Consider the following 18,805-nt stretch of genomic DNA (forward strand, 5'->3'; position numbering starts at 1 on the left):
TTTATTCGCTCCCCCTAAACCGCCCGTCACCTTCCTCCGTCACCAGCACCACGTTGGGATTTTCTGGGGCGGTGTTTTCGAACAGGCCGATGTCCATGTCTTCTTGCGGCGCTTCGGGGCGCAGAGGTGCAGCGACGCGTTCGGCGAGTTCGATGCGTTCGATGGGCGCGAGTGGCGCTGCGATGCCGGGGGCGTGCATCGGGCGCCAGAAGCGGATGGCGAGCGCGAACTTGCCTTCGCGCTCGACGATTTCACCGAGGCCGTTCTTCACCAGCTTGCCCCAGCGCTTCAGCAGCTGCTTGTGGTCCAAATACAAGTTCGGCAGCACTTCGCGCGCGAGCTCCGCCGGCGTCTCGAGCAGCGTGCGCGCCTCCTCGGGTGTGCGGGCGTGGCCGAGTCGTTTTTTTACCGCCGCTTCTGCAGTGCGCGCAACCGGCGCGGGCGGAGCCGGGCGCCAGTAGCGCATGGTCACGCGCCAACCGTCGCGCCAGATAAGCTCGTAAAGCCCGGTACCGTACAAATCTGGAACCGCAGCTTCCGCTGCGTCCGGCGTTTCATAGACGGCGTCCAATTCCTCGACGGCAAGGAACACCGGCCCGCCGGCGAGGGTGGTGGCCTCGTCTTCGGTGCGGGCGCGCGGCGCGGCGGGATCGCGCGCCGCGGCCAAGTTCGCCGCTAGGGGGAAAATGCTCATGCCTGCGGCGCCGTCGCCTTCTCCACGACCCACCGCCGACATCGCCTTGTCATCCCGGGGGGCCAAGCTAACCTCCAGTTTCTGCGAAAAACTGTGGGGAGCCAAGCATGTCGCACCGTCGCTGGAGATTGGCTGCCTTGGCGCTGGCGCCTTTGCTGGCGCTGGGCGCGTGCGACCAGCTGGGCGACGTGTGGGACCGTATGCGTGGCGGCGGCGAGCAGGGGCCTGGGCCCACCGCGCTCGAAAGCGTGCCGCTGGCGGCACGCGCGCTCTCGGGTTCGGTGCAGCCGCAGGGCCAGATCGCGACGTTGCTGCAGGCGGAACCGGTGATGATCGCGCCGGGCGAAATCCTCGTTGGCGCGCGCGTGGAGCAAGAGCTGGCGGAAACGGCGACCGAGATGGGGCTCGCCAGCAACCTCGTGCGCTCGCTGCGTGTGCAAGGCTTGGATGCGATCGAAGATTTGCCGGACAACGTGATTGCGCAGGTGCGTTCGCGCGCGGAAGCCGAAGCGTCGGACACCGCCCGCGGCGCAGCGCGTGACGTGCTGAACCGTTTGGGCATTGAAGGCGAGATCGCGGTGCGTCCGGGCGGCGTGGTTACAGTGAGCCTGGCGACGGCTGGCGCCGATCCGACATCGCTGCGGTTCGGCCAACAAGGGGAAGCGGCCGCTGCGCAGGAAATTCCGGACGCGATCGAGTGGAACGCCGCCGATCGTTGCCCACGCATCGTCACGCAAGGCCAACTCGAAAACGATATTGGACTGGCCACGCGCTGCGCGATCCAGCGTCTTACGTCGTCTGGCGATTTCGAATACGTCGAGCCGAACTACATCGCCGACAGCGGCTTCTCGCGGCCGCCGCGCGAGCGGCCGAAGACGCAACCGACGACGCCTTCACAGCCGTCACCGTCGCAACCAACGACGCCGGCGACGCCGCGCGGCGGCTTGCCGAACGATCCACTTTACGCTTTGCAATGGCACTATCGTCCGCACGGCGCGGGCGAGGGCTTTTCGCCCGGCGGCGCAGGCTTTGCGACGTTCTGGGAGGCCACTCAGATCGGTTCGCGCAACGTGCGCGTCGCGGTGCTGGATACTGGGCTTGATCTGACGCACCCAGATATTCGCGGTTCAACCAATGTCGCGACGGGTGTCGATCTCATCAACAATCCTGAGCGCGGCGGCGATGGAGACGGCATTGACGCCGACGCGCAGGACGCAGGCGATCGCTGCGGGACCCAGACCGAGAACTCGTATCACGGCACCCACGTCGCCGGCACGATCGGCGCGGCGACGACGAACGATCGCGTCGGTGTCGCGGGCGGCGCGTGGGATGTGACTGTCGTTCCAGTGCGCGTGCTTGGCCGCTGCGGCGGAGAGCTCGCTGATATCGTATCCGGCATCCGCTGGGCAGCGGGTATTGCGCCCGCGCAGAACGCGGGCGGGCAGCAGATCATCAACCGCACGCCAGCCGACATCATCAACATGAGCCTCACCATCCAGGCGCCGTGCCCGGCTTCGATGCAGGCGGCGATCGACGCGGCGGTGGCGCGGAATGTCGTGGTGGTTGTCGCGGCGGGCAACAAGGCGAACCAGGCTTCGCTCTATGCACCGGCGAACTGCAACAATGTCGTGGTCGTCGGCGCCAATGACGCGCGCGGCGGTTTGTCGTTCTATTCGAACTTCGGCCCGCAAGTGGATCTGCTCGCGCCGGGCGGCGACGTGTTCTCGGATAGCGACAATGATGGACGCCCGGATGGCGTGCTTTCGACGCGCACCACGGCCGCTGGCTGCTACGATCCGGTGAACCAGAACTCGACGCAGCAATGCTATTACTCCTTCCTGCAGGGCACTTCGATGGCGGCGCCGCATGTGTCGGCGGCGCTGGCGTTGCTGGCGTCGCAGACCGGGTTGCGTGGCGCGCAGCTTGAGGACGCGCTGTTCACGCGCGCGATCTCGCCACACGCTTCGGGCTACGCGCAGATCGAGTGCGCACGCTCTGCGAACGCAACGCCGATCTCCGCGGGTTCCGCGACTTGCGCGAGGCCGAGCGGACGAGGGCTACTGGATTTGGCGCGCGCGGCGCAGACAATTGGGCCAGCGGCTGCTTCGCCTTAACCAGGGTTTGCGCTTTACGCGCGCGCTGGGCGGAGCGAAGGTCAGCGCATGGATGTGAACGCTTTGCGCACGTGGGGCATCGCGGTGAGCGGCGCGCTGATGGTCGGCGCGTTGGCGCTTGCGGCGCAGCCTGCGCCGCAAGCTGAGGCGCGCCAAGCCTTGGAGCCGGGTGGCTTTGAGATCGCGCAGGCGCCGGCGCAGGCGTCGTCCGTCGCGTTTCTGGTGCGGTTCCAAGGCGCTGGCCCAATTGCACAAGCGCAGGCGCGCGCGGCGCGTGGGCAGATGCAAGCCGCGCAGCGTGTGATTGAGGCCCAGCTTCGCCGGCAGCGTGCACTCTCCGGCCTCTGCTTCGACCGCTTCACGGTCGGCGCCGCTGAGGTGGTGTTGCGCTCGTGCGAGGCGGTGGCTGGGCATGAGCGCGCGGGATACACAGCGCGCTGGCTAGACCGGTTGCAGGCGATGCGAGCGGTCGCTTATGCCGACGCCAACGCAAGCGTCAGCCCAGAACGGGCCGGCTAGGAGATGAGCATGGATTTCGGCGCGCCGGTTTCGATTGGTGGTTTCGAAGAGCGCGTGATCGCGACGATTGACGGCCTGACGCTCTACGCGCGTGATTATCCGCCGCTTGAGCCGGTCACGGGGTTGCCTGTGATCTGCCTCCACGGCCTCACCCGCAACTCACGGGACTTTGAAGTGATCGCACCGCGTATCGCCGCGCTGGGCCGGCGCGTGATCGCCGCCGACATGCGCGGGCGCGGCAAAAGCGCCAACGATCCCGATCCCGCGCACTACGTGCCGGCGGTGTACGCGCAAGACGTGCTGAAGCTTATGGATACGCTGGAGATTCCGAAGGCGGTGTTCATCGGCACGTCGATGGGCGGGCTGATCACCATGGTGCTGGCCGCACTCGCGCCGGATCGCATCGCCGCGTCAGTGCTGAACGACGTGGGACCGAAGCTCTCGGCGGAAGGTGTGTCGCGTATAGCGACTTACGTGGGACGCTCGCAGCCGGTCGCGTCATGGGCGGAAGCGGCGCAGGGCGTGCGCGCGATCATGGGCGGTGCGTTTCCCGAGCGGTTGGATGACGAGGCGTTCTGGCTCGCTTCGGCGCGCCGGACCTTTCGTGAGCGTGACGATGGGAAGCTGGAGGCCGATTACGATCCGCACATCGCGCTGGCGTTTGCCGATTTCGATCCGGATGCGCCGCCGCCGGATTTGACGCCGTTGTTCGCGGCGTTATCGGCCAAGCCGATGCTCTCGGTGCGCGGTGGCATATCCGACATTCTGGACGAAAGCGGCGTCGCGCACATGCGCGCGCTCAACCCAGCACTCGAAGTCGCAACGATCGACAACGTCGGCCATGCGCCGACGTTGGACGAGCCCGAGGCATGGGACGCGGTGTTGGATTTTCTCGCCAAGGTCGACTAGCCGCCGGATCAGCGGCGGCCATCGCCTAACGCTGGATTTCGCCCGGCCGCGCCCGTAGACACGTCTCTAAGGGGAGAAGTGTCATGGGCGCGATCGCGGCGATCTTTGTCAACAAGAGCGAAAAGCGGTTGCGCGCCGGCTGGCGCATTCTGATCCATCTGATTGCGCTGATCGCGTTCGGGCTGCTCGCTGGCTTTGCCGCTTCCCAGATTCCGAACCGCGCCATTGGCGAGAGTGTGTATGCGCTGCTCTATTTGGCGGCCACCGTCGGTGCGACATGGCTGATCGCGCGCTATATCGATCGTCGGCGCTTTGCCGCCTATGGCTTCAATTTCAGCGGCGGATGGTGGGTCGATCTCATGTTCGGGCTCGTTCTGGGCGCGGTGCTGATGAGCGGCATTGTATTCGCCATGATTCACGCGGGCTGGGCGACGTTGAGCGAAGTCTCTGTGACCAATCTGGACTTGCCGATCGTGGCGGCGTTCGCGGTTCAGGTGCTGAGCCTCATCGTGGTCGGCATCAACGAGGAGCTGGTGTTCCGCGGCTATCATTTGCGGAATATCTCTGAGGGGTTTTCGCGCTTCGGCACGAATGCGGCGATCATCATCGCGCTGATCATTTCGTCGAGCTTCTTTGGCGTCGTTCACCTCGCCAACGAGGCAGGCGGCGGCGCTCACACCACGCCGCTGGCGTTGCTCAACCTCGTTCTCGCCGGCTTGATGCTTGCGGTGCCATTCCTGTTGACTGGCGAGCTTGCGATCCCGATCGGCATCCACATTACGTGGAATCTGTTTCAAGGGCCGGTGTTCGGGCTCGCGGTCAGTGGCATGGAAAGCGAAACGCGTTTGATCACGGTCAATCCCTTCGGTCCGGAATTGTGGACGGGCGGCGCGTACGGCGCTGAAGGCGGCTTGCTAGCGACCATCGCGGTTGGGGCAAGCTTGGTGATTAGTGCGATCTGGATCGCGATGCGGAAGAAGGAGCTTCGGCTGGAGCCTTCAGTCGCCACCTATACGCCGCGCTAGAGCGCACGATGGAATAGGTCGTCGTACTTATCGCCGTCGAACGGCACGGCGTTTGAGAGCGTGGCGATGTCGCTAACGGCATAGTCGCGCGTGCCGGGCCAGTGCGCCGTGGTGACGCCCATGGCGCCGAGCGAGGCAGGCAGGCCGAGGCGTGCGTTGAGGTCGGCGATATATTGCGGCAAGTCCGCGTTCGGGGCGAGACCGAGCGCGCGGCGCAGGCGGGCAAACTTTTCCTCCGCTGCATTGCCGATCATCGCCAGCGAGTGCGGCAGGATCACTGCGTTCAGCGTGCCGTGGTGCAGCTTCAGTTCATGGATACGGCCGAGCGCGTGGCTGAGCCCATGCACCGCGCCCAGCCCTTTCGCGAACGCCAGCGCGCCCTCGAACGAGCCCATCATCATGTGCCAGCGCGCGTCGCGATCTGAACCGTCCTTGGTCGCGCGCTCGATGTATTTGCCGACACGTTCGGCGCCATCGACGCCGACCGCTTCGGCTGGCGGATGCACGACGGGTGTCAACACCGCTTCGATGCAGTGCGTCATCGCGTCCATGCCCGTCGCTGCAGTGAGCGCTGGTGGCAAGCCTATTGTCAGCTCGGGATCGCAGACAGCCGCCGTGGGAACGAGATAGGCGGAGACGAACGTCTCCTTGCGGCCGTTGTCGAGAATGACGACAGCGCCGGGCGACACTTCGCTGCCCGTGCCGGCTGTTGTTGGCACGGCAACCAGCGGCGGAATTTTGGTGATGAACTTCATGCCGCGCACCGACGCGCCCAATCGTTCGAACGGTCCCTCATGCGTGACCATGAGGCCCATAGCCTTGGCCAAATCCATCGACGAGCCGCCGCCGAACGCGATGATCCCGTCAGCGCCAGCCGCGCGATACGCCTCCGCTGCTTTCGCGGATGCACTTTCCGTTGGGTTCGCAGGAGTCTCCGTAAACAAGCCGGCGGGCGCGGCGCCGAGTGCGGCGAGCAGTGTGTCGAGTAGGCCGTTCGCTTTCAACCCGGCGTCCGTCACCACGAATGGGCGCGTCACGCCCAGGCTCTTCAGCACTTTTGGCAACTGCGCCAGCGCACCGAAATCGAAGGTGCATTGGGTGAGGTAATTCATCTGGGCCATGGGTCGCTCCGTCGTGCTCTTGTCCCACAGCCGGAACAGAACCGCCACCGGCATTGGACATTGCCATTGCGCTAGCTAGTTTGCCGCCATGACTGAAACCGTGCTCGAAATCTCTGATCTATCCGTCACCTTCGACACACCGGACGGTGAGGTAGAGGCCGTCAAGGGCGTGTCGCTGAAGATCGACAAGGGCGAATGCCTCGGCATCGTCGGCGAGAGCGGCTCAGGCAAGAGCCAGACTTTTCTCGCGGCGTTTGGGCTCACCTCCGCCAACGCCCGCGTCTCCGGCTCCGTGAAATTTCAGGGCCGCGAAGTGCTCGGCATGACGCGCAAGGAGCTGGATGGCTTTCGCGGCCGCCATGTCGCGTTCGTGTTTCAGGATCCGCTCACCGCGCTGACGCCGCACATGACGGTCGCCGCGCAAATGGGCGAGGTGTTGGCACACCACTTTCAAGTCACCGGCGCCGTTGCGCGCGAACGCGCCATCGAGTGGCTGGAACGTGTTCGCATTCCGGAAGCGGCGCGGCGGCTTTCGCAATATCCGCACGAACTTTCCGGCGGCATGCGCCAGCGCGTCATGATCGCCATGGCGATGATGGCCGAACCGGCGCTGCTGGTGGCGGACGAACCGACGACGGCGCTTGACGCCACGGTGCAGGCGCAAGTGCTCGATCTGATCGAGGATCTCCGCAAGGACACGGGCGCCGCTGTCGCCTTGATCACGCACGACATGGGCGTGATTGCGCGCATGGCGCAGTGCGTCGCCGTGATGCGCCGCGGTGAGGTCGTGGAAACGGGGACGGTCGAGGAGATTTACTCCGCGCCGAAGGTCGATTACACGCGCATGCTTTTGGCGGCGGTGCCCCGGATCGATGGCGCCCGCGCGCAGACGCTTGCACCGCCCGATCCGGGCCCGCCGATCCTTGACGTCGATGATGTGCGCGTAAGCTTTCCGGTGAAGGTCAAAGACGGCTCTCTGTTTGGCAAAATCAAGCCGCTGCGCGCCGTGGACGGCGTGAGTTTTCAGCTGCGCGCCGCTGAAACGCTAGGCGTGGTCGGCGAAAGCGGTTGCGGCAAATCCACCTTGGCCCGCGCGGTGGTGCAATTGCTGCCGCGCAATGCGGGGAAGGTGACGTTCCTCGGGCGCAATCTTTTGCCGAGCGAAAAGGAAGCGATCCGCCGGTCGCGCCAGGATCTGCAGATCGTTTTCCAAGATCCGCTGGCAAGCCTCGATCCGCGCATGACGTTGGGCGCTTCAATCGCTGAACCGCTTTTATCGTTCGCGCCGGAGCTCAACCGCGCAGGGCGCGAAGAGCGCGAAGAGCGCGTGAAGGAGATCATGCTGCAGGTCGGGCTCGATCCCGATCTGATCAATCGCTATCCGCACGAGCTTTCGGGCGGTCAGAACCAACGCGTCGGGGTGGCGCGCGCGATGATCCTGAAGCCGAAGCTGGTTGTGTGTGACGAAGCGGTGTCGGCGCTCGATGTTTCGATCCAGGCGCAGATTTTGAAACTGCTGATCGATCTGCAGTGTGAGTTTCACACCAGCATGTTGTTCATCAGCCACGACCTCGCGGTGGTGCGGGAGATCAGCCACAACGTGCTGGTGCTGTATCTGGGCCGTGCAGTGGAATACGGGCCGAGCGAGACCATCCTCACCGATCCGCGCCATCCCTACACCAAGGCGTTGCTGGCCGCGTCGCCGACGCCTGATCCGGATATTGCGCGCAACAAGCCGCGCGTGCGGTTGGTGGGCGATCTGCCCAGTCCGATGGACACCCGCGCGCCGCTGCGCTTCCTGAAATCACGTATCATCGACAACCCAGACGCGACGCAATACCGCCCGCGCTGGATCGAGGTAGGCGCAGGGCATTTCGTCGCCGAACACGACCCCGTGGAAATCTTGGCGGCTGAGTAAAGGAGCGTGGGTCTTCAGACCCGCTCTTGCACAACCGTTTCAGAAAAAGATGCGGGTCTGAAGACCCGCGCTCCTTTTAGTCAGCGCAGTAATTCCTGCAGCCGCTCGCGCAGCTTCGGTTCTGGCTCGTCGAGCAAATCTTTCGGCGTTTCAGCGCGAATGCGCGACTGTACGGCGGCTAGCTTCTCGCGCAGAATGCCCAGCGCGCGCGGCGGCGCGGCGATCACTAGGTGATCGAAGCGCCTTTGCTTGTCCGCGTCGACGATGCGTTCAGCGACGCGGTTCAGAAAGTTCGTCTCTTCCTGCTCGTGCAAGCTGCGGCCCTTGTCCATGGCGTGACGGCCGGCGCCGACGCGATCGAAGCTGCGGGGCGGTCGATCCTGCGCGTCGTAGAGTTCGTCCTCGCTGATTTCCATGGCCAAGTCGGCTGGCGCCTCCAGATTTGCGCCGCGGCGTTCTTCGATCAGCACGCGTGCGCGACGGCCATCGGCAACTAGGAACCAGGTGGAACCGTTTGTCAGCATGGCGAACTCCTTCCGTTCGCCAACGCCGCGCCTTACGGCGGCGTTCCCGTCAGAGGCAGCGCGCGTTGTAACCCGCCGCAATCAGCGCATCGACGATCTCTTGGGTATGCTGCATGTCGCGGGTCTCGATTTCGATGTCGAACTCGACGCCTTTGATCGGCGCGTGAAGCGCCATGCGGTGGTGCGCCACCTGCAGAATGTTGCCGCCGGTGTCGCCAATGATCCGGCTGACAGTGGCCAAGATGCCCGGGCGATCATCGCCGATGAATCGCAGCACCGCGATGCGGCCTTGGCGCACCATCGAGCGCTCAAGCACAGACGCCAGTATGCGCGTATCGATGTTGCCGCCAGACAACACGATCCCGACTTTGCGGCCCTTGAATTTCTCCGGCGCTGAAAGCAATGCCGCCAAGCTTGCGGCACCGGCGCCTTCGGCCACGGTTTTCTCTGCGCTGACGTAAAGCGCGATCGCCTGTTCGAAGCCGGGCTCATCGACGAGGATCACGTCCTCGACCAGCTTGTCGGCAAGCTCGAATGAGAGGTCGCCGATCTTCTTGACCGCGATGCCTTCAGCGATGGTTTGTCCGCCGGCGCTCACATTGGTGCCGCGACGCTTGCCGTTGAAGGAGGGATAGGATTCCGGTTCGACGCCGTAGATTTGAATGCTGGGTTTGATCGCCTTCGCTGCGATGCCCATGCCCGCGATCAGTCCGCCGCCGCCGATCGGTACGATCAGCACGTCGATCTCGGGCGCGTCTTCCAGCATTTCGATGGCCGCGGTGCCTTGGCCTGCGATGACGCCGGCGTCGTTGAAGGGATGCACGAACACCAGGTTACGCTCTTCGCCGAGCTTCAAGGCATGTGCGTAAGCGTCGTCGTAGGTCTCGCCTTCGATCACGATGGTGGCGCCGCGCGCGCGAGTTTGCTCGACCTTCACGTTCGGCGTGCCTTTCGGCATCACGATCGTGGTCGGCACGCCGAGCGCGCGGGCGTGGTGGGCGACGGCCTGGGCGTGGTTGCCGGCGGAGGCGGCGATGACACCGCGCTTCTTTTCGGCGTCGGTTAGCTGCAGTAACCGATTGAGCGCACCGCGCTCCTTGAAGGCGCCGGTCTCGTGGTGATTCTCGTACTTCACCCAGACGTCGGCGCCCGTGATGTTCGAGAGCGAGCGCGAGTAGTGCGTCTCGGTCCGCTCAATGCGGTCCTTGAGGCGCTCCGCAGCGGCCTGAATGTCGGCGAAGGTGACGGCGGGCTTGTTGGTCATGGAAGCGCGCGACCCTATCGGCGCGCGCTTCAACATTCAACGACTAGGCGGCGAGCGCGCGCATCAAATCGAGCCGGCGCATGGCCTTGCCGGGTAGGGCGGCGAGTTTCGGGTTTGGCAGCCGTTCCATGCCAGCGCGCAGCGCTTGCGTAGTGCGGCGGACAGCGCCCGATACCGAGACGCCGGAGACGACGCCGTATGAAAGCATGCGCTGCGTCGTCGAAAGCTGGCGTTTGTACTGGTAGTCGCCGGGGCCGAAGTCGACTTCAGCGATACTGTTTTCCGCCGCCCAGCCCACAGCCCAACGGGCCAGCTGAACGCCGGGGGAGTAAGAGTCGTATTCGGAATCGTGCGCGACGATCCAGAAGTGCAGCACCTTGCCGGCGCGCAGGCAGTAGGCCGCCGCGATCAAACGCTGGTCGATCGAAAGCGAAAACAGAACGCCATTGAAGCTGGTTGCGCGGTGCTCGAACGTGGCGTCCAGCACTCGGCGCACCCAAGGGGTCGCCCAAATGTCGGGTTGGCCGGAGCGCTTCAGCTGCGCGTTTTTCCAGGTGAGCAATTGCTCGAACTCGGCACGTTCGGGCGCCGAGGCGCGGAACTCGATGTAACCGCAGTCGCGCGCGAACTTTCGGCCCTTCTTGTCAGTCTGGCGTACGAACTCGCTGCGGCGCTGCTTCAGGGCCGCTTCGTAAAGATCGCGGCCGCCGGCAGTTTCGGCGATCCACGAACCCTCGGCGCCGATGGCGGAGATCGGCGTGGGGCCTTGAGGCACGTGAGTAAGATCGATGCGGCCGACTTTGAGCGCCTTGCACAGCGCGCCGGCATCGATGCGGAGATCGGCGTTCGCGACTATGGCGTTGTAATCCGAGATCGGTGCGCCGGCGCCCATCGCGGTGAAGCGCGACAAGCGTTGGGCGGCGAAGAAACCGGCACCGTCGTCGATAACGCACACGCGCGCATCATCTCGCGTCGCGCCAACCAGCTGCGCCCAATCCGGTGTCAGATAAGGGCTTTGGAGCGTGGCGCTCGCATGCTGAAGCGCTCGCCATTGGGCAAGCGCTTCAGGACCCAGTTCCTTGGGATGTATCGTTTCGAGACGCACGTTCCTGCCCAGCCCTACTTCGCGCGTCAGGAGAGCAAGGGCCGCGCCTAACCCTTGGGCGGGCGATTTCCGCCTCTGCCGAAATCCGTGCCGCTGCGTCCGACGGCAAAGTCGGCGAGAAGCGACTGAAACTGGCTGGCGCTCACGGCAATATAGATAAACGGCCCGTTTGGGTTGGATCGGAAGTTGGAGTCGACGCCAATAAGGTCGAACCCAGTGCCGTTACGAACCAGGAAGCCGGAGCCGGAATCGCCGCGCGTGGTGTCGCATTCGTGGGCGAACGTCCCGTCGGGGTTAACCTGTACGATGTGGCACGCGACGTTGCCGGACATGGCCTCGTTGCCGGTGTCCCACGAATAGCCGGCTTGGTAGAGGTCCGCGGCGCGTGCTGGCGCGAGCCCTTGGCCAGTGAGATTGCGAACGCCCGCGAAACCGAGCCGATCGCCAAGCGGCTGATCGATGCGCACGAGCGCCCAATCCAAACCGTCGATTTCGTCGGTCGTCGTGAACTGACGATAATTGTAACGCTGGTTGACGAGGTAGGCGACGGCGCGTGCATTTGGCCCGCCGGCGGCTGGCGCGAACTCACCACCGCCGGTGACGCCGTGATCGGTGTGAATGCAGTGCGCCGCGGTGGCGAGAACGTTGCGGGCAACCAGCGTCGCCGTGCACATTTCGCCATCGGCGTTGGTGAAGCGACCCATGAAACGCCACGGCGCTTGTTGTGCGTTGACGCGGACGCGATCATCGCGGCCGAAGAAGTGATCGGTGATCGTCATTGGCCGCTCGCGGGAGTGGCAGTCGCTACGGTCGGTGCGCGGCGCGCACGAGCCTCGGCCGCGGGCTTGCTCTTCGCACACGCCGTTGAACGATGTCGCGCAGCTATCATTCTGGTTGCGCATCCAGGCGATGGCGCCGCAATCGGTGCGGTCGGTTGCCTGCGTGCATGCGCCGGTGCCGAAGTTTGGTTCGTCGCATTCGCCGTCGCGCGCCCACTGGCAGCTGTCGTCGTCGCCGGCGCGCATGGCGCGGCAATCGGAATAGTCGGTGCCTTGGGTGCAGGCGCCGGTGCCGATGTCGGGATCGTCGCACTCGTTGTCGTTGGCCCAGCGGCAGCTGTCATTGCCCACAACTGCGCCCGCGCCCGGCTTGGTGCGCACGGCCTGTTTGTCGACACCGACGATGCGCGATGGCGTGCTAGCGCCCACGATGTTCGAGAACTCCGCGGTGGGTGCGCTATCGCGCGGCTCCACCGCTAGGCTGACCAAAACACATGCAGCGATCGTCGCTGCTGCCGCCACCATCCGCATCAGGTGTCTCCCACGCCCTCGAAACCGAGCCTAGCCTGCGTCGCGGGAGTGGGGAAGCGGCGGGCGCGGCTTGATCTCGCGCCCGGCCTCTGGAACAAGCCGCCCATGGCCACGCCCGTCCTCCACATCGGCAACAAGAACTACTCGTCCTGGTCGATGCGCTCATGGTTGGCGCTGAAATGGGGCGGTATTCCGTTCGAGGAACAGATCATTCCGCTCGGCGGCGAGGGCTATGGCCGCTCCGAAATCAAGGAAGTGCGCGCGGTGTCGCCAAGCGGGCGCGTCCCGGCGCTGCATGTCGGCGATACGGTGATTTACGAAAGCTTGGCGATCTGCGAATGGGCAGCCGAGCAAGCGCCGTCGCTCTGGCCGGCAGATCCGCTGGTGCGCGCTGAAGCGCGGGCGGTGTCATCGGAAATGCACGCGGGATTTTTTGCGTTGCGCCGCGACATGTCATGCAACGTCCGCCGCCGGCTCTCGTTTACACCGAATTGGCCGGCAGACACGCGAACGGATCTCGAGCGCTTGTTCGAGCTCTGGGGCGGCTTGCGGGCGCGTTACGGTAGCGACGGCCAGTTCCTGTTCGGGCAACGCAGCATTGCGGACGCAATGTTCGCGCCGGTCGCGACACGGCTGCGCACCTACAAAGTTGAAACGCCGGACGTGGCGCAAGCTTACTGCGCCGCGATCTTCGCCGATCCTGTGTTCAAGGAGTGGGAAGCCGCCGGCGAAGCTGAACCCTGGACTCTTGAGCAAACGGAAGCGCTTTACAGATGATCAAGATGATTTTGGCGGCCGCTGCGTTGGCGTTAGCGGCATGTGGCGACAATGGCGGCGGCGGCGTGATGCAAGAGATCGAGCGCGCAGAAAAGGCGGACGCGGATGCTGCGTCGCAAGCTTCGGGGCGTTCGGTGGAATGGCTAGCGGAAACGCGCGCGCAAGCGGGCGTCGAGGCGCTGCCTTCAGGTCTGTTGATTGAACGCCGTGCGCGCGGGCGTAACCAGGCCCTGCCCCGTCCGACCGAAAACGCCACCGCGTTGGTGCATTATGAAGGCAAGCTCGCAACTGGCGAAGTGTTCGACTCGTCCTTCGCGCGCGGTGAACCAGCGGAATTTCCGCTCGGCGCCGTGGTGCCGGGCTTCGCCGAAGCGATCACGCAGATGCGTCCAGGTGATGAGATCGTGGCGACATTCCCGATGGAGCTTGGCTACGGTCCGGAAGGACGCCCGCCCGCGATCCCGCCTGCGGCGGCGCTGCAATTCCGGATCATCCTGCTCGCGTTCCAAGAGCCGGGCGGGCAAACGGTGCAGGCGCCGCAGTGAGCGCATTGCAGCCAACGCTGGATATTCTCGCGCGGCTGATCGCGTTCGACACCACGTCGCGCAATTCGAACTTGGAACTGATCGCGTGGGTCGAGGATTTTCTGCGCCATCGCGGCGTCGCCTCACATCGCGTGTCCAACGCCGATGGCACGAAGGCCAATCTCTACGCGCTAATAGGGCCGGAAGTCGAAGGCGGCGTCGTGCTCTCGGGGCACACCGATGTTGTGCCCGTCGATGGCCAGCCGTGGACAAGCGACCCGTGGACGGTGACAGAACGCGGCGGCAAACTCTACGGCCGCGGCGTGGCGGACATGAAGACGTTCTCCGCGCTCGCGCTCGCGCATTTGGATCAGGCGTTGGCCGCGCCCTTGAAGCGGCCGCTGATGCTGGCGCTCTCGTACGACGAAGAAATCGGTTGCTTAGGTGCGCCATCGCTGATTGCCGACATTCTGAAAGCCGCACCGAAACCGGCGGCGGTGATCGTTGGTGAACCGACGAGCATGAAAGTCGTCTCGGCGCACAAAGGCATCCGCTCGTTCTTGGTCGAAGTGACGGGCCGCGAGGCGCACTCGTCATTGCCGGACGCCGGCGTGTCGGCGGTGATGGAAGCGCTGAAGCTCATGGACCTGATCGCGGAGATGGGCCGCGAGGCGCGCGCCTTTACGCACGCGCACTTTCATCCGCCGGGGCCGACCATGACGATTGGCAAGGTCGAAGGCGGTACGGCGGCAAACATTCTCGCGCGTCGTTGCGAGTTCGTCTGGGATTTGCGTGCGCCGGAAACCGAGCAGGGCGACGCTATCGAAGCGCGCTTTCGTGCTGTCGCCGAAGCTTTAGATGCCGATATAAAGCGCCGGGCGCCGGAAGGCGGCGTGAAGATCACGCGCCGTTCCAACACGCCGGGCTTGGCCATTCAGCGCGATAGCGCGGCAGAAATACTTGGGCGGGAGCTCACCGGCGACAACGAAACGCGCGCGGTGTCTTATGCCGCCGAGGCCGGGTTGTTTCAGCGCGCTGGTATTCCTGCGATCATTTGTGGCCCTGGTTCAATCGAACAAGCGCACCAGCCGGACGAGTGGATCGAGATTTCTCAGATTGAAGAGGGCGCCGCCTTCATGAAGCGCTTGATCGCGCGGCTTAGCGCTTAAGCACGTCGCGCGCGGCGCTCGCTGCGGCGGCGCTTGCGAAGGCCATGAAGCCGTGGATGAGAAAGCCGCCGTCGCGATCACCGTAGCGGAGCGGAGAACCATCCAACCGCATCACCCCGCCGCCGGCAGCCGTGAGCACTGCGTGACCCGCTGCCGCGTCCCATTCGCTGACGTCGCCGAAGCGTGGATAGAGGTCGGCGGCGCCTTCCGCCAAACGGCAAAACTTGATCGATGAGCTGGCGTGAGCGCTGACGCCATTCAGCGCGGCGATGAAGGCGTCTGTTTCCGGGTTTCGGCCTGAGATTTCTGACGCAACGATGCGCCATTGCTGCGGCGTTTCATGCGCCGCGTGGATTGGCGCGAGCGCGACGATCTCAGCGCCCGTCATTGGATCGTATTTCGCTTTCACAGCGCGCCCGGGTTCGCCTGCATAGAGTTCGCCGGACGCCGGCGCGAACACGACGCCCATGGTCGGTGCGCCTTGTCCAACGAGCGCGATGTTCACGGTGAATTCGTCGCCGCCTTGGGCGAAGCCGCGTGTGCCATCGAGCGGATCGACGCAGAAGAAAAGATCGCCACATTGGGGGATGCGCAGGTCGGCGACCGCCTCTTCGCCGATCATTGGAATTTCTGGCGCCAGCGCGTGCAGGCCGTCTTCGATGATCTTCTCGGCGCGCTGATCGGCGATTGTCACGGGCGAGCCGTCGAGCTTCGTTTCAGTGTCGAAGCCTGCGGCGCGCACGGCCATGATCTCGCCTCCGGCGGCGCGTGCGAGTGCGATCAGATCGTCGAGAGTGGGGCGTGGCATATGCGGCGGATGAAGCACGCGAGGATGCGCTAGTCCAGCTTCTCAGGCGTGTTGGCGTGCAGTTCCGCGAGCCATGTTGCCGCGCTGACGTCGCTCGGCATGCGCCAGTCGCCGCGCGGGCTGAGTGCGCCGCCGGATACGATTTTCGGGCCGTTCGGCACGGCGGAGCGCTTGTACTGGCTGGTGAAGAAGCGCGTCAGGAAAACTTCGAGCCATTTGCGTAAAGTGGCGTAGTCGTACTTCTCGCGCCACGCACTCCAAGCGAGAAAGAGAATCTTGCTGGGCTTCAGGCCGTAGCGCGTAAGCCAGAACAAGTTGAAGTCTTGTAGCTCATACGGACCGACCACCGCCTGCGTGCTTTGTTGCGTTTCGCCGGGGATCAGCTCCGGGCTGATCTCGCCTTCGAGCACGCTGCGCAGAGTCTTCGACGTGTTGGCGTCGAAGATGTTGGTGTCCGCCACCCAGAGGATCAGGTGCTGGATCAACGTCTTCGGCGCGCCGCCGTTGACGTTGTAGTGGCTCATATGATCGCCAACCCCGTAGGTGCACCAGCCGAGCGCAAGCTCGGAAAGGTCGCCGGTGCCGACAACGAAGCCACCTTCCTTGTTCGCAAGGCGGAAGAGGTAGTCGGTGCGCAGGCCCGCCTGCACATTCTCGTACGCGACATCGTAAACCGGCTCGCCGCGCGCGGCGGGGTGATCGAGGTCCTCCAGCATGCGCTGAGACAACGGTTGGATCGAAACCTCGCGCGCATCAATGCCGAGCGCCTTCATCAGCGCCCAGGCGTTCGACTTGGTGGCGTCCGTCGTGGCGAAGCCCGGCATGGTGACGCCGACGATGTTCTTGCGCGGCAAGCCCAGCATATCAAACGCGCGCGCCGCCACGATGAGGGCGTGCGTTGAGTCCAAGCCGCCGGAAATGCCGAGGACGACGCGGTTTGAACCGGTGGTCTCTACTCGCTTCGCGAGCCCTTGGACCTGGATGTTGTAGGCTTCAAAGCAATCGCGATCGCGTTTGGTGAGATCGTCCGGCACGAACGGGAATTGATCGAGCTTGCGCTTTAGCGGCAGCGGGCCGGTTGGCGGCTCAAGGTCGAACGTGGTGTGGCCGAAGCGGACCAAACGCTCTTTCTCGCGCGCGGCGCTGTCACGGAAGTTGGAGAGGCGGCGGCGTTCTTGCGCGATGCGCTGCACGTCGATGTCGGCGACCACGAGCTTTGGATCGCGCGAGAAACGTTCGCCGTCGGCGATCTTCTCGCCCATTTCGTAGGCGATGACTTGGCCGTCCCATGCGAGATCCGTGGTGGACTCGCCGTACCCAGCTGCTGCGAACACATAGGCGGCGACAGCGCGGCGCGATTGAGAATCGCACAGCACGGCGCGGTCTTCGGCTTTGCCGATGACTATGTTCGACGCGGAGAGATTGAACAGCACCGTCGCGCCAGCCATTGCGCCATGGGTGGACGGCGGCACGGGTGACCAGAAGTCTTCGCAAATCTCGACGTGAAACGCGAAGTCCGGAATGTCGTTGGCTTTGAAGATGACGTCGGCGCCGAAATCGACGCTTTCTCCGGCAACGGTGATCAGCTCTTCGCGCGTATCGCTGGCGACGCCGAAATAACGCTTCTCATAGAACTCGCGGTAGTTCGGCAGAAAGCTCTTCGGCACGACGCCGAGGATGGCGCCGCGATGGATCACGACTGCGCAATTGTAGAGCGCGCCGTGCAAGCGCAGCGGCGCGCCGACGATCAAAATCGGAAACAGGTTCGCGCTCTCGGCCTTCAGCCGCGCGATCGTCGTTTCAACGGCATCGAGCAGCGGCTCCTGCAGCAACAGATCGTCGATCGCGTACCCGGAGAGCGAAAGCTCCGGCGTCAACAGCACCGCGGCGCGTTCGCCATCAGCCTCGCGCCAGAACTTCAAGATGCGCTCGGCGTTGGTCACCGGGTCAGCGGGCGCCACCACCGGCGCGCACGCGGCCACGCGCACGAAGCCGTGCGCATAAAGCGACTTGAACCGATCTTCAGCGCTGGTTTGGGGTTTGCGGGCGGCCATTAACCTAACGCCGTGGAGCATAGCACATTATGCTCAGCCTGACCATAAGCGGTCAGTCGTGCGTCTCGGTGTCGATTTCGATCCGGTCGTCGTAACCCTTGCGCGCTGAATAGAAGACCAGCGCCATCAAGCCGCCGCCGAGCGCGAGTGAGAGAAATGTGCCCAGGCCCAAGGCGATCCAGGCGTGAATGTTCATCGCCGAGCCGTCCCAGCCCGTCAGCGTGCCGAACAAAACGGCGGCCAGGATGCCGCCGAGCGTGAGCGTCAGCAGAAAGACCTTCATGGCATGAATGTGGGTAGCGCCGTCGCACGGCGCCAGCCTAAGCGGCTCCGCGCGACATCATGGCGTTAGTCGGTGCAGAAGCCCGGCACTTCGACGGGGTTCGACGCGGTGCGCTGGCGCCATTGGCCGCCTTCGTTGCGATAGCGCTCGCCGACCGCGATGCGGCCCTGGAACACTTCACACGCGACCGCTGCGGCCATTTCGTTGACCGAAGCGCTGCGTTGCGTGGCGCGCTGCGTGTAAAGCGCGCGGCGGCGAATGTTGTTTTGTTCAACGCGGCCGCGCAGATCGGCGGAGATGGTAGCGCCGGGCACGAAGCCCAGATAGCCGTCGGCTTGTTCGCCGATTTGTCCGGCGGCGCGCGCCGCTGAAAGCGCGCTGTCGTTGGCCTGAGCCCACGACGGCGCCGTGAAGGCGATCGCGCCGGCGATCAAGGCGGCGGCGGAGAGAAGGGCGAGTGAGCGAGTCATGGTCATGGCCTCAGAACAAATCTTCGTTTTGTTGCAGCAGCTCTTCGGCGTCTCGTTCGAGGCGCACGATCACTTCCTGGCGGATGTTGACGTTGAGATTGATCTCGATCGGCTCGTCGGGGGCCTGGATCTGCACCGGAATGCAGCCGGCGACAGCAATCGCCGCACCAAGACCGGAAAGCATTTGTGCCCGCATTGCTGGAGCTCCTCGCCTACA

The 18,805-nt window shown here is 64.5% G+C and carries 19 protein-coding genes; 8 read left to right on the forward strand and 11 right to left on the reverse strand.

The window, feature by feature from the left end; translation table 11 throughout:
* Position 1: 1 nt before the first annotated feature.
* Positions 2 to 694 (reverse strand): hypothetical protein, encoded by a 693-nt coding sequence (locus tag DSM104635_RS04125; RefSeq protein WP_158764984.1) that lies wholly within the window; start codon positions 692 to 694, stop codon positions 2 to 4.
* A 107-nt stretch (positions 695 to 801) separates the two neighbouring features.
* On the opposite strand from DSM104635_RS04125, the gene DSM104635_RS04130 reads away from it, so the two are divergent.
* The 4 genes from DSM104635_RS04130 to DSM104635_RS04145 all read left to right on the forward strand — a co-directional run bounded on the left by DSM104635_RS04130 (position 802) and on the right by DSM104635_RS04145 (position 5,261).
* A complete protein-coding gene (locus DSM104635_RS04130) occupies positions 802 to 2,808 on the forward strand; it encodes a S8 family serine peptidase (protein WP_158764985.1) in 2,007 nt (668 codons plus the stop codon).
* Positions 2,809 to 2,856: 48 nt separating this feature from the next.
* Positions 2,857 to 3,327 (forward strand): hypothetical protein, encoded by a 471-nt coding sequence (locus DSM104635_RS04135; RefSeq protein ID WP_158764986.1) that lies wholly within the window; start codon positions 2,857 to 2,859, stop codon positions 3,325 to 3,327.
* A 9-nt stretch (positions 3,328 to 3,336) separates the two neighbouring features.
* Positions 3,337 to 4,236: an alpha/beta fold hydrolase gene (locus tag DSM104635_RS04140; protein ID WP_158764987.1), complete on the forward strand. Its 900-nt coding sequence runs from the start codon at positions 3,337 to 3,339 to the stop codon at positions 4,234 to 4,236.
* Positions 4,237 to 4,319: 83 nt separating this feature from the next.
* A complete protein-coding gene (locus DSM104635_RS04145; protein ID WP_158764988.1) occupies positions 4,320 to 5,261 on the forward strand; it encodes a CPBP family intramembrane glutamic endopeptidase in 942 nt (313 codons plus the stop codon).
* Here the strand turns inward: DSM104635_RS04145 and DSM104635_RS04150 are convergent.
* The gene (locus DSM104635_RS04150) at positions 5,258 to 6,382 is read right to left on the reverse strand and encodes an iron-containing alcohol dehydrogenase (protein WP_158764989.1); all 1,125 of its coding nucleotides are present in this window, start codon (positions 6,380 to 6,382) and stop codon (positions 5,258 to 5,260) included. The genes DSM104635_RS04145 and DSM104635_RS04150 overlap by 4 nt on opposite strands.
* A gap of 88 nt (positions 6,383 to 6,470) precedes the next feature.
* Between DSM104635_RS04150 and DSM104635_RS04155 the strand changes: the two genes are divergently transcribed.
* A complete protein-coding gene (locus DSM104635_RS04155) occupies positions 6,471 to 8,300 on the forward strand; it encodes an ABC transporter ATP-binding protein (RefSeq protein ID WP_158764990.1) in 1,830 nt (609 codons plus the stop codon).
* Positions 8,301 to 8,380: 80 nt separating this feature from the next.
* Here the strand turns inward: DSM104635_RS04155 and DSM104635_RS04160 are convergent, their stop codons facing one another.
* The 4 genes from DSM104635_RS04160 to DSM104635_RS04175 are packed head-to-tail and all read right to left on the reverse strand — an operon-like array spanning position 8,381 to position 12,503.
* The gene (locus DSM104635_RS04160; protein ID WP_158764991.1) at positions 8,381 to 8,824 is read right to left on the reverse strand and encodes a host attachment protein; all 444 of its coding nucleotides are present in this window, start codon (positions 8,822 to 8,824) and stop codon (positions 8,381 to 8,383) included.
* A gap of 49 nt (positions 8,825 to 8,873) precedes the next feature.
* Positions 8,874 to 10,088, reverse strand: a complete 1,215-nt coding sequence (locus tag DSM104635_RS04165) for a threonine ammonia-lyase (RefSeq protein ID WP_158764992.1) — start codon at positions 10,086 to 10,088, stop codon at positions 8,874 to 8,876.
* Between the two features lie 43 nt (positions 10,089 to 10,131).
* Positions 10,132 to 11,193: a GNAT family N-acetyltransferase gene (locus tag DSM104635_RS04170; RefSeq protein ID WP_158764993.1), complete on the reverse strand. Its 1,062-nt coding sequence runs from the start codon at positions 11,191 to 11,193 to the stop codon at positions 10,132 to 10,134.
* A gap of 47 nt (positions 11,194 to 11,240) precedes the next feature.
* Positions 11,241 to 12,503 (reverse strand): trypsin-like serine peptidase, encoded by a 1,263-nt coding sequence (locus DSM104635_RS04175; RefSeq protein ID WP_158764994.1) that lies wholly within the window; start codon positions 12,501 to 12,503, stop codon positions 11,241 to 11,243.
* A 105-nt stretch (positions 12,504 to 12,608) separates the two neighbouring features.
* On the opposite strand from DSM104635_RS04175, the gene DSM104635_RS04180 reads away from it, so the two are divergent.
* Genes DSM104635_RS04180 through argE form a run of 3 tightly spaced genes read left to right on the forward strand, consistent with a single transcriptional unit; the run spans position 12,609 to position 14,973 of the window.
* Entirely contained in the window at positions 12,609 to 13,280 is a 672-nt protein-coding gene (locus DSM104635_RS04180; protein WP_158764995.1) for a glutathione S-transferase family protein, read from the forward strand.
* Positions 13,277 to 13,825 (forward strand): FKBP-type peptidyl-prolyl cis-trans isomerase, encoded by a 549-nt coding sequence (locus tag DSM104635_RS04185; protein ID WP_158764996.1) that lies wholly within the window; start codon positions 13,277 to 13,279, stop codon positions 13,823 to 13,825. The genes DSM104635_RS04180 and DSM104635_RS04185 overlap by 4 nt, the downstream gene beginning before the upstream one ends.
* The gene (gene argE / locus DSM104635_RS04190; RefSeq protein ID WP_158764997.1) at positions 13,822 to 14,973 is read left to right on the forward strand and encodes an acetylornithine deacetylase; all 1,152 of its coding nucleotides are present in this window, start codon (positions 13,822 to 13,824) and stop codon (positions 14,971 to 14,973) included. The genes DSM104635_RS04185 and argE overlap by 4 nt, the downstream gene beginning before the upstream one ends.
* Here the strand turns inward: argE and cysQ are convergent.
* The 5 genes from cysQ to DSM104635_RS04215 form a co-directional block, all read right to left on the reverse strand.
* Positions 14,963 to 15,781 carry a 3'(2'),5'-bisphosphate nucleotidase CysQ gene (cysQ, locus tag DSM104635_RS04195; RefSeq protein ID WP_158764998.1) on the reverse strand — a complete coding sequence of 273 codons (819 nt, stop codon included), beginning with the start codon at positions 15,779 to 15,781 and terminating at the stop codon, positions 14,963 to 14,965. The two genes, argE and cysQ, sit on opposite strands and share 11 nt — an antisense overlap.
* Positions 15,782 to 15,810: 29 nt before the next feature.
* Positions 15,811 to 17,835: an NAD(+) synthase gene (locus tag DSM104635_RS04200; RefSeq protein ID WP_158764999.1), complete on the reverse strand. Its 2,025-nt coding sequence runs from the start codon at positions 17,833 to 17,835 to the stop codon at positions 15,811 to 15,813.
* Between the two features lie 52 nt (positions 17,836 to 17,887).
* Positions 17,888 to 18,118, reverse strand: coding sequence for a hypothetical protein (locus tag DSM104635_RS04205; protein WP_158765000.1), 231 nt, complete (start codon positions 18,116 to 18,118; stop codon positions 17,888 to 17,890).
* Positions 18,119 to 18,183: 65 nt separating this feature from the next.
* Complete coding sequence (locus DSM104635_RS04210) at positions 18,184 to 18,588, reverse strand: YdbL family probable chaperone protein (RefSeq protein WP_158765001.1); 405 nt, start codon at positions 18,586 to 18,588, stop codon at positions 18,184 to 18,186.
* Positions 18,589 to 18,598: 10 nt separating this feature from the next.
* Positions 18,599 to 18,784 carry a YnbE family lipoprotein gene (locus DSM104635_RS04215; protein ID WP_158765002.1) on the reverse strand — a complete coding sequence of 62 codons (186 nt, stop codon included), beginning with the start codon at positions 18,782 to 18,784 and terminating at the stop codon, positions 18,599 to 18,601.
* Between the last annotated feature and the right edge of the window lie 21 nt (positions 18,785 to 18,805).

It is taken from the genome of Terricaulis silvestris (assembly GCF_009792355.1).
In the GTDB taxonomy this organism is placed as follows: domain Bacteria; phylum Pseudomonadota; class Alphaproteobacteria; order Caulobacterales; family Aquidulcibacteraceae; genus Vitreimonas; species Vitreimonas silvestris.

What these genes read in the sequence shown, in the direction of transcription:
- DSM104635_RS04175 (WP_158764994.1), bottom strand. Translation starts at nt 12,503, where the DNA reads ATGCGGATGGTGGCGGCAGCAGCGACGATCGCTGCATGTGTTTTGGTC.
- DSM104635_RS04215 (WP_158765002.1), bottom strand. Translation starts at nt 18,784, where the DNA reads ATGCGGGCACAAATGCTTTCCGGTCTTGGTGCGGCGATTGCTGTCGCC.
- DSM104635_RS04185 (WP_158764996.1), top strand. Translation starts at nt 13,277, where the DNA reads ATGATCAAGATGATTTTGGCGGCCGCTGCGTTGGCGTTAGCGGCATGT.
- DSM104635_RS04210 (WP_158765001.1), bottom strand. Translation starts at nt 18,588, where the DNA reads ATGACTCGCTCACTCGCCCTTCTCTCCGCCGCCGCCTTGATCGCCGGC.
- DSM104635_RS04135 (WP_158764986.1), top strand. Translation starts at nt 2,857, where the DNA reads ATGGATGTGAACGCTTTGCGCACGTGGGGCATCGCGGTGAGCGGCGCG.
- cysQ (WP_158764998.1), bottom strand. Translation starts at nt 15,781, where the DNA reads ATGCCACGCCCCACTCTCGACGATCTGATCGCACTCGCACGCGCCGCC.
- DSM104635_RS04205 (WP_158765000.1), bottom strand. Translation starts at nt 18,118, where the DNA reads ATGAAGGTCTTTCTGCTGACGCTCACGCTCGGCGGCATCCTGGCCGCC.
- DSM104635_RS04200 (WP_158764999.1), bottom strand. Translation starts at nt 17,835, where the DNA reads ATGGCCGCCCGCAAACCCCAAACCAGCGCTGAAGATCGGTTCAAGTCG.
- DSM104635_RS04125 (WP_158764984.1), bottom strand. Translation starts at nt 694, where the DNA reads ATGAGCATTTTCCCCCTAGCGGCGAACTTGGCCGCGGCGCGCGATCCC.
- DSM104635_RS04160 (WP_158764991.1), bottom strand. Translation starts at nt 8,824, where the DNA reads ATGCTGACAAACGGTTCCACCTGGTTCCTAGTTGCCGATGGCCGTCGC.
- DSM104635_RS04145 (WP_158764988.1), top strand. Translation starts at nt 4,320, where the DNA reads ATGGGCGCGATCGCGGCGATCTTTGTCAACAAGAGCGAAAAGCGGTTG.
- DSM104635_RS04165 (WP_158764992.1), bottom strand. Translation starts at nt 10,088, where the DNA reads ATGACCAACAAGCCCGCCGTCACCTTCGCCGACATTCAGGCCGCTGCG.
- DSM104635_RS04155 (WP_158764990.1), top strand. Translation starts at nt 6,471, where the DNA reads ATGACTGAAACCGTGCTCGAAATCTCTGATCTATCCGTCACCTTCGAC.
- DSM104635_RS04180 (WP_158764995.1), top strand. Translation starts at nt 12,609, where the DNA reads ATGGCCACGCCCGTCCTCCACATCGGCAACAAGAACTACTCGTCCTGG.
- DSM104635_RS04150 (WP_158764989.1), bottom strand. Translation starts at nt 6,382, where the DNA reads ATGGCCCAGATGAATTACCTCACCCAATGCACCTTCGATTTCGGTGCG.
- DSM104635_RS04130 (WP_158764985.1), top strand. Translation starts at nt 802, where the DNA reads ATGTCGCACCGTCGCTGGAGATTGGCTGCCTTGGCGCTGGCGCCTTTG.
- DSM104635_RS04140 (WP_158764987.1), top strand. Translation starts at nt 3,337, where the DNA reads ATGGATTTCGGCGCGCCGGTTTCGATTGGTGGTTTCGAAGAGCGCGTG.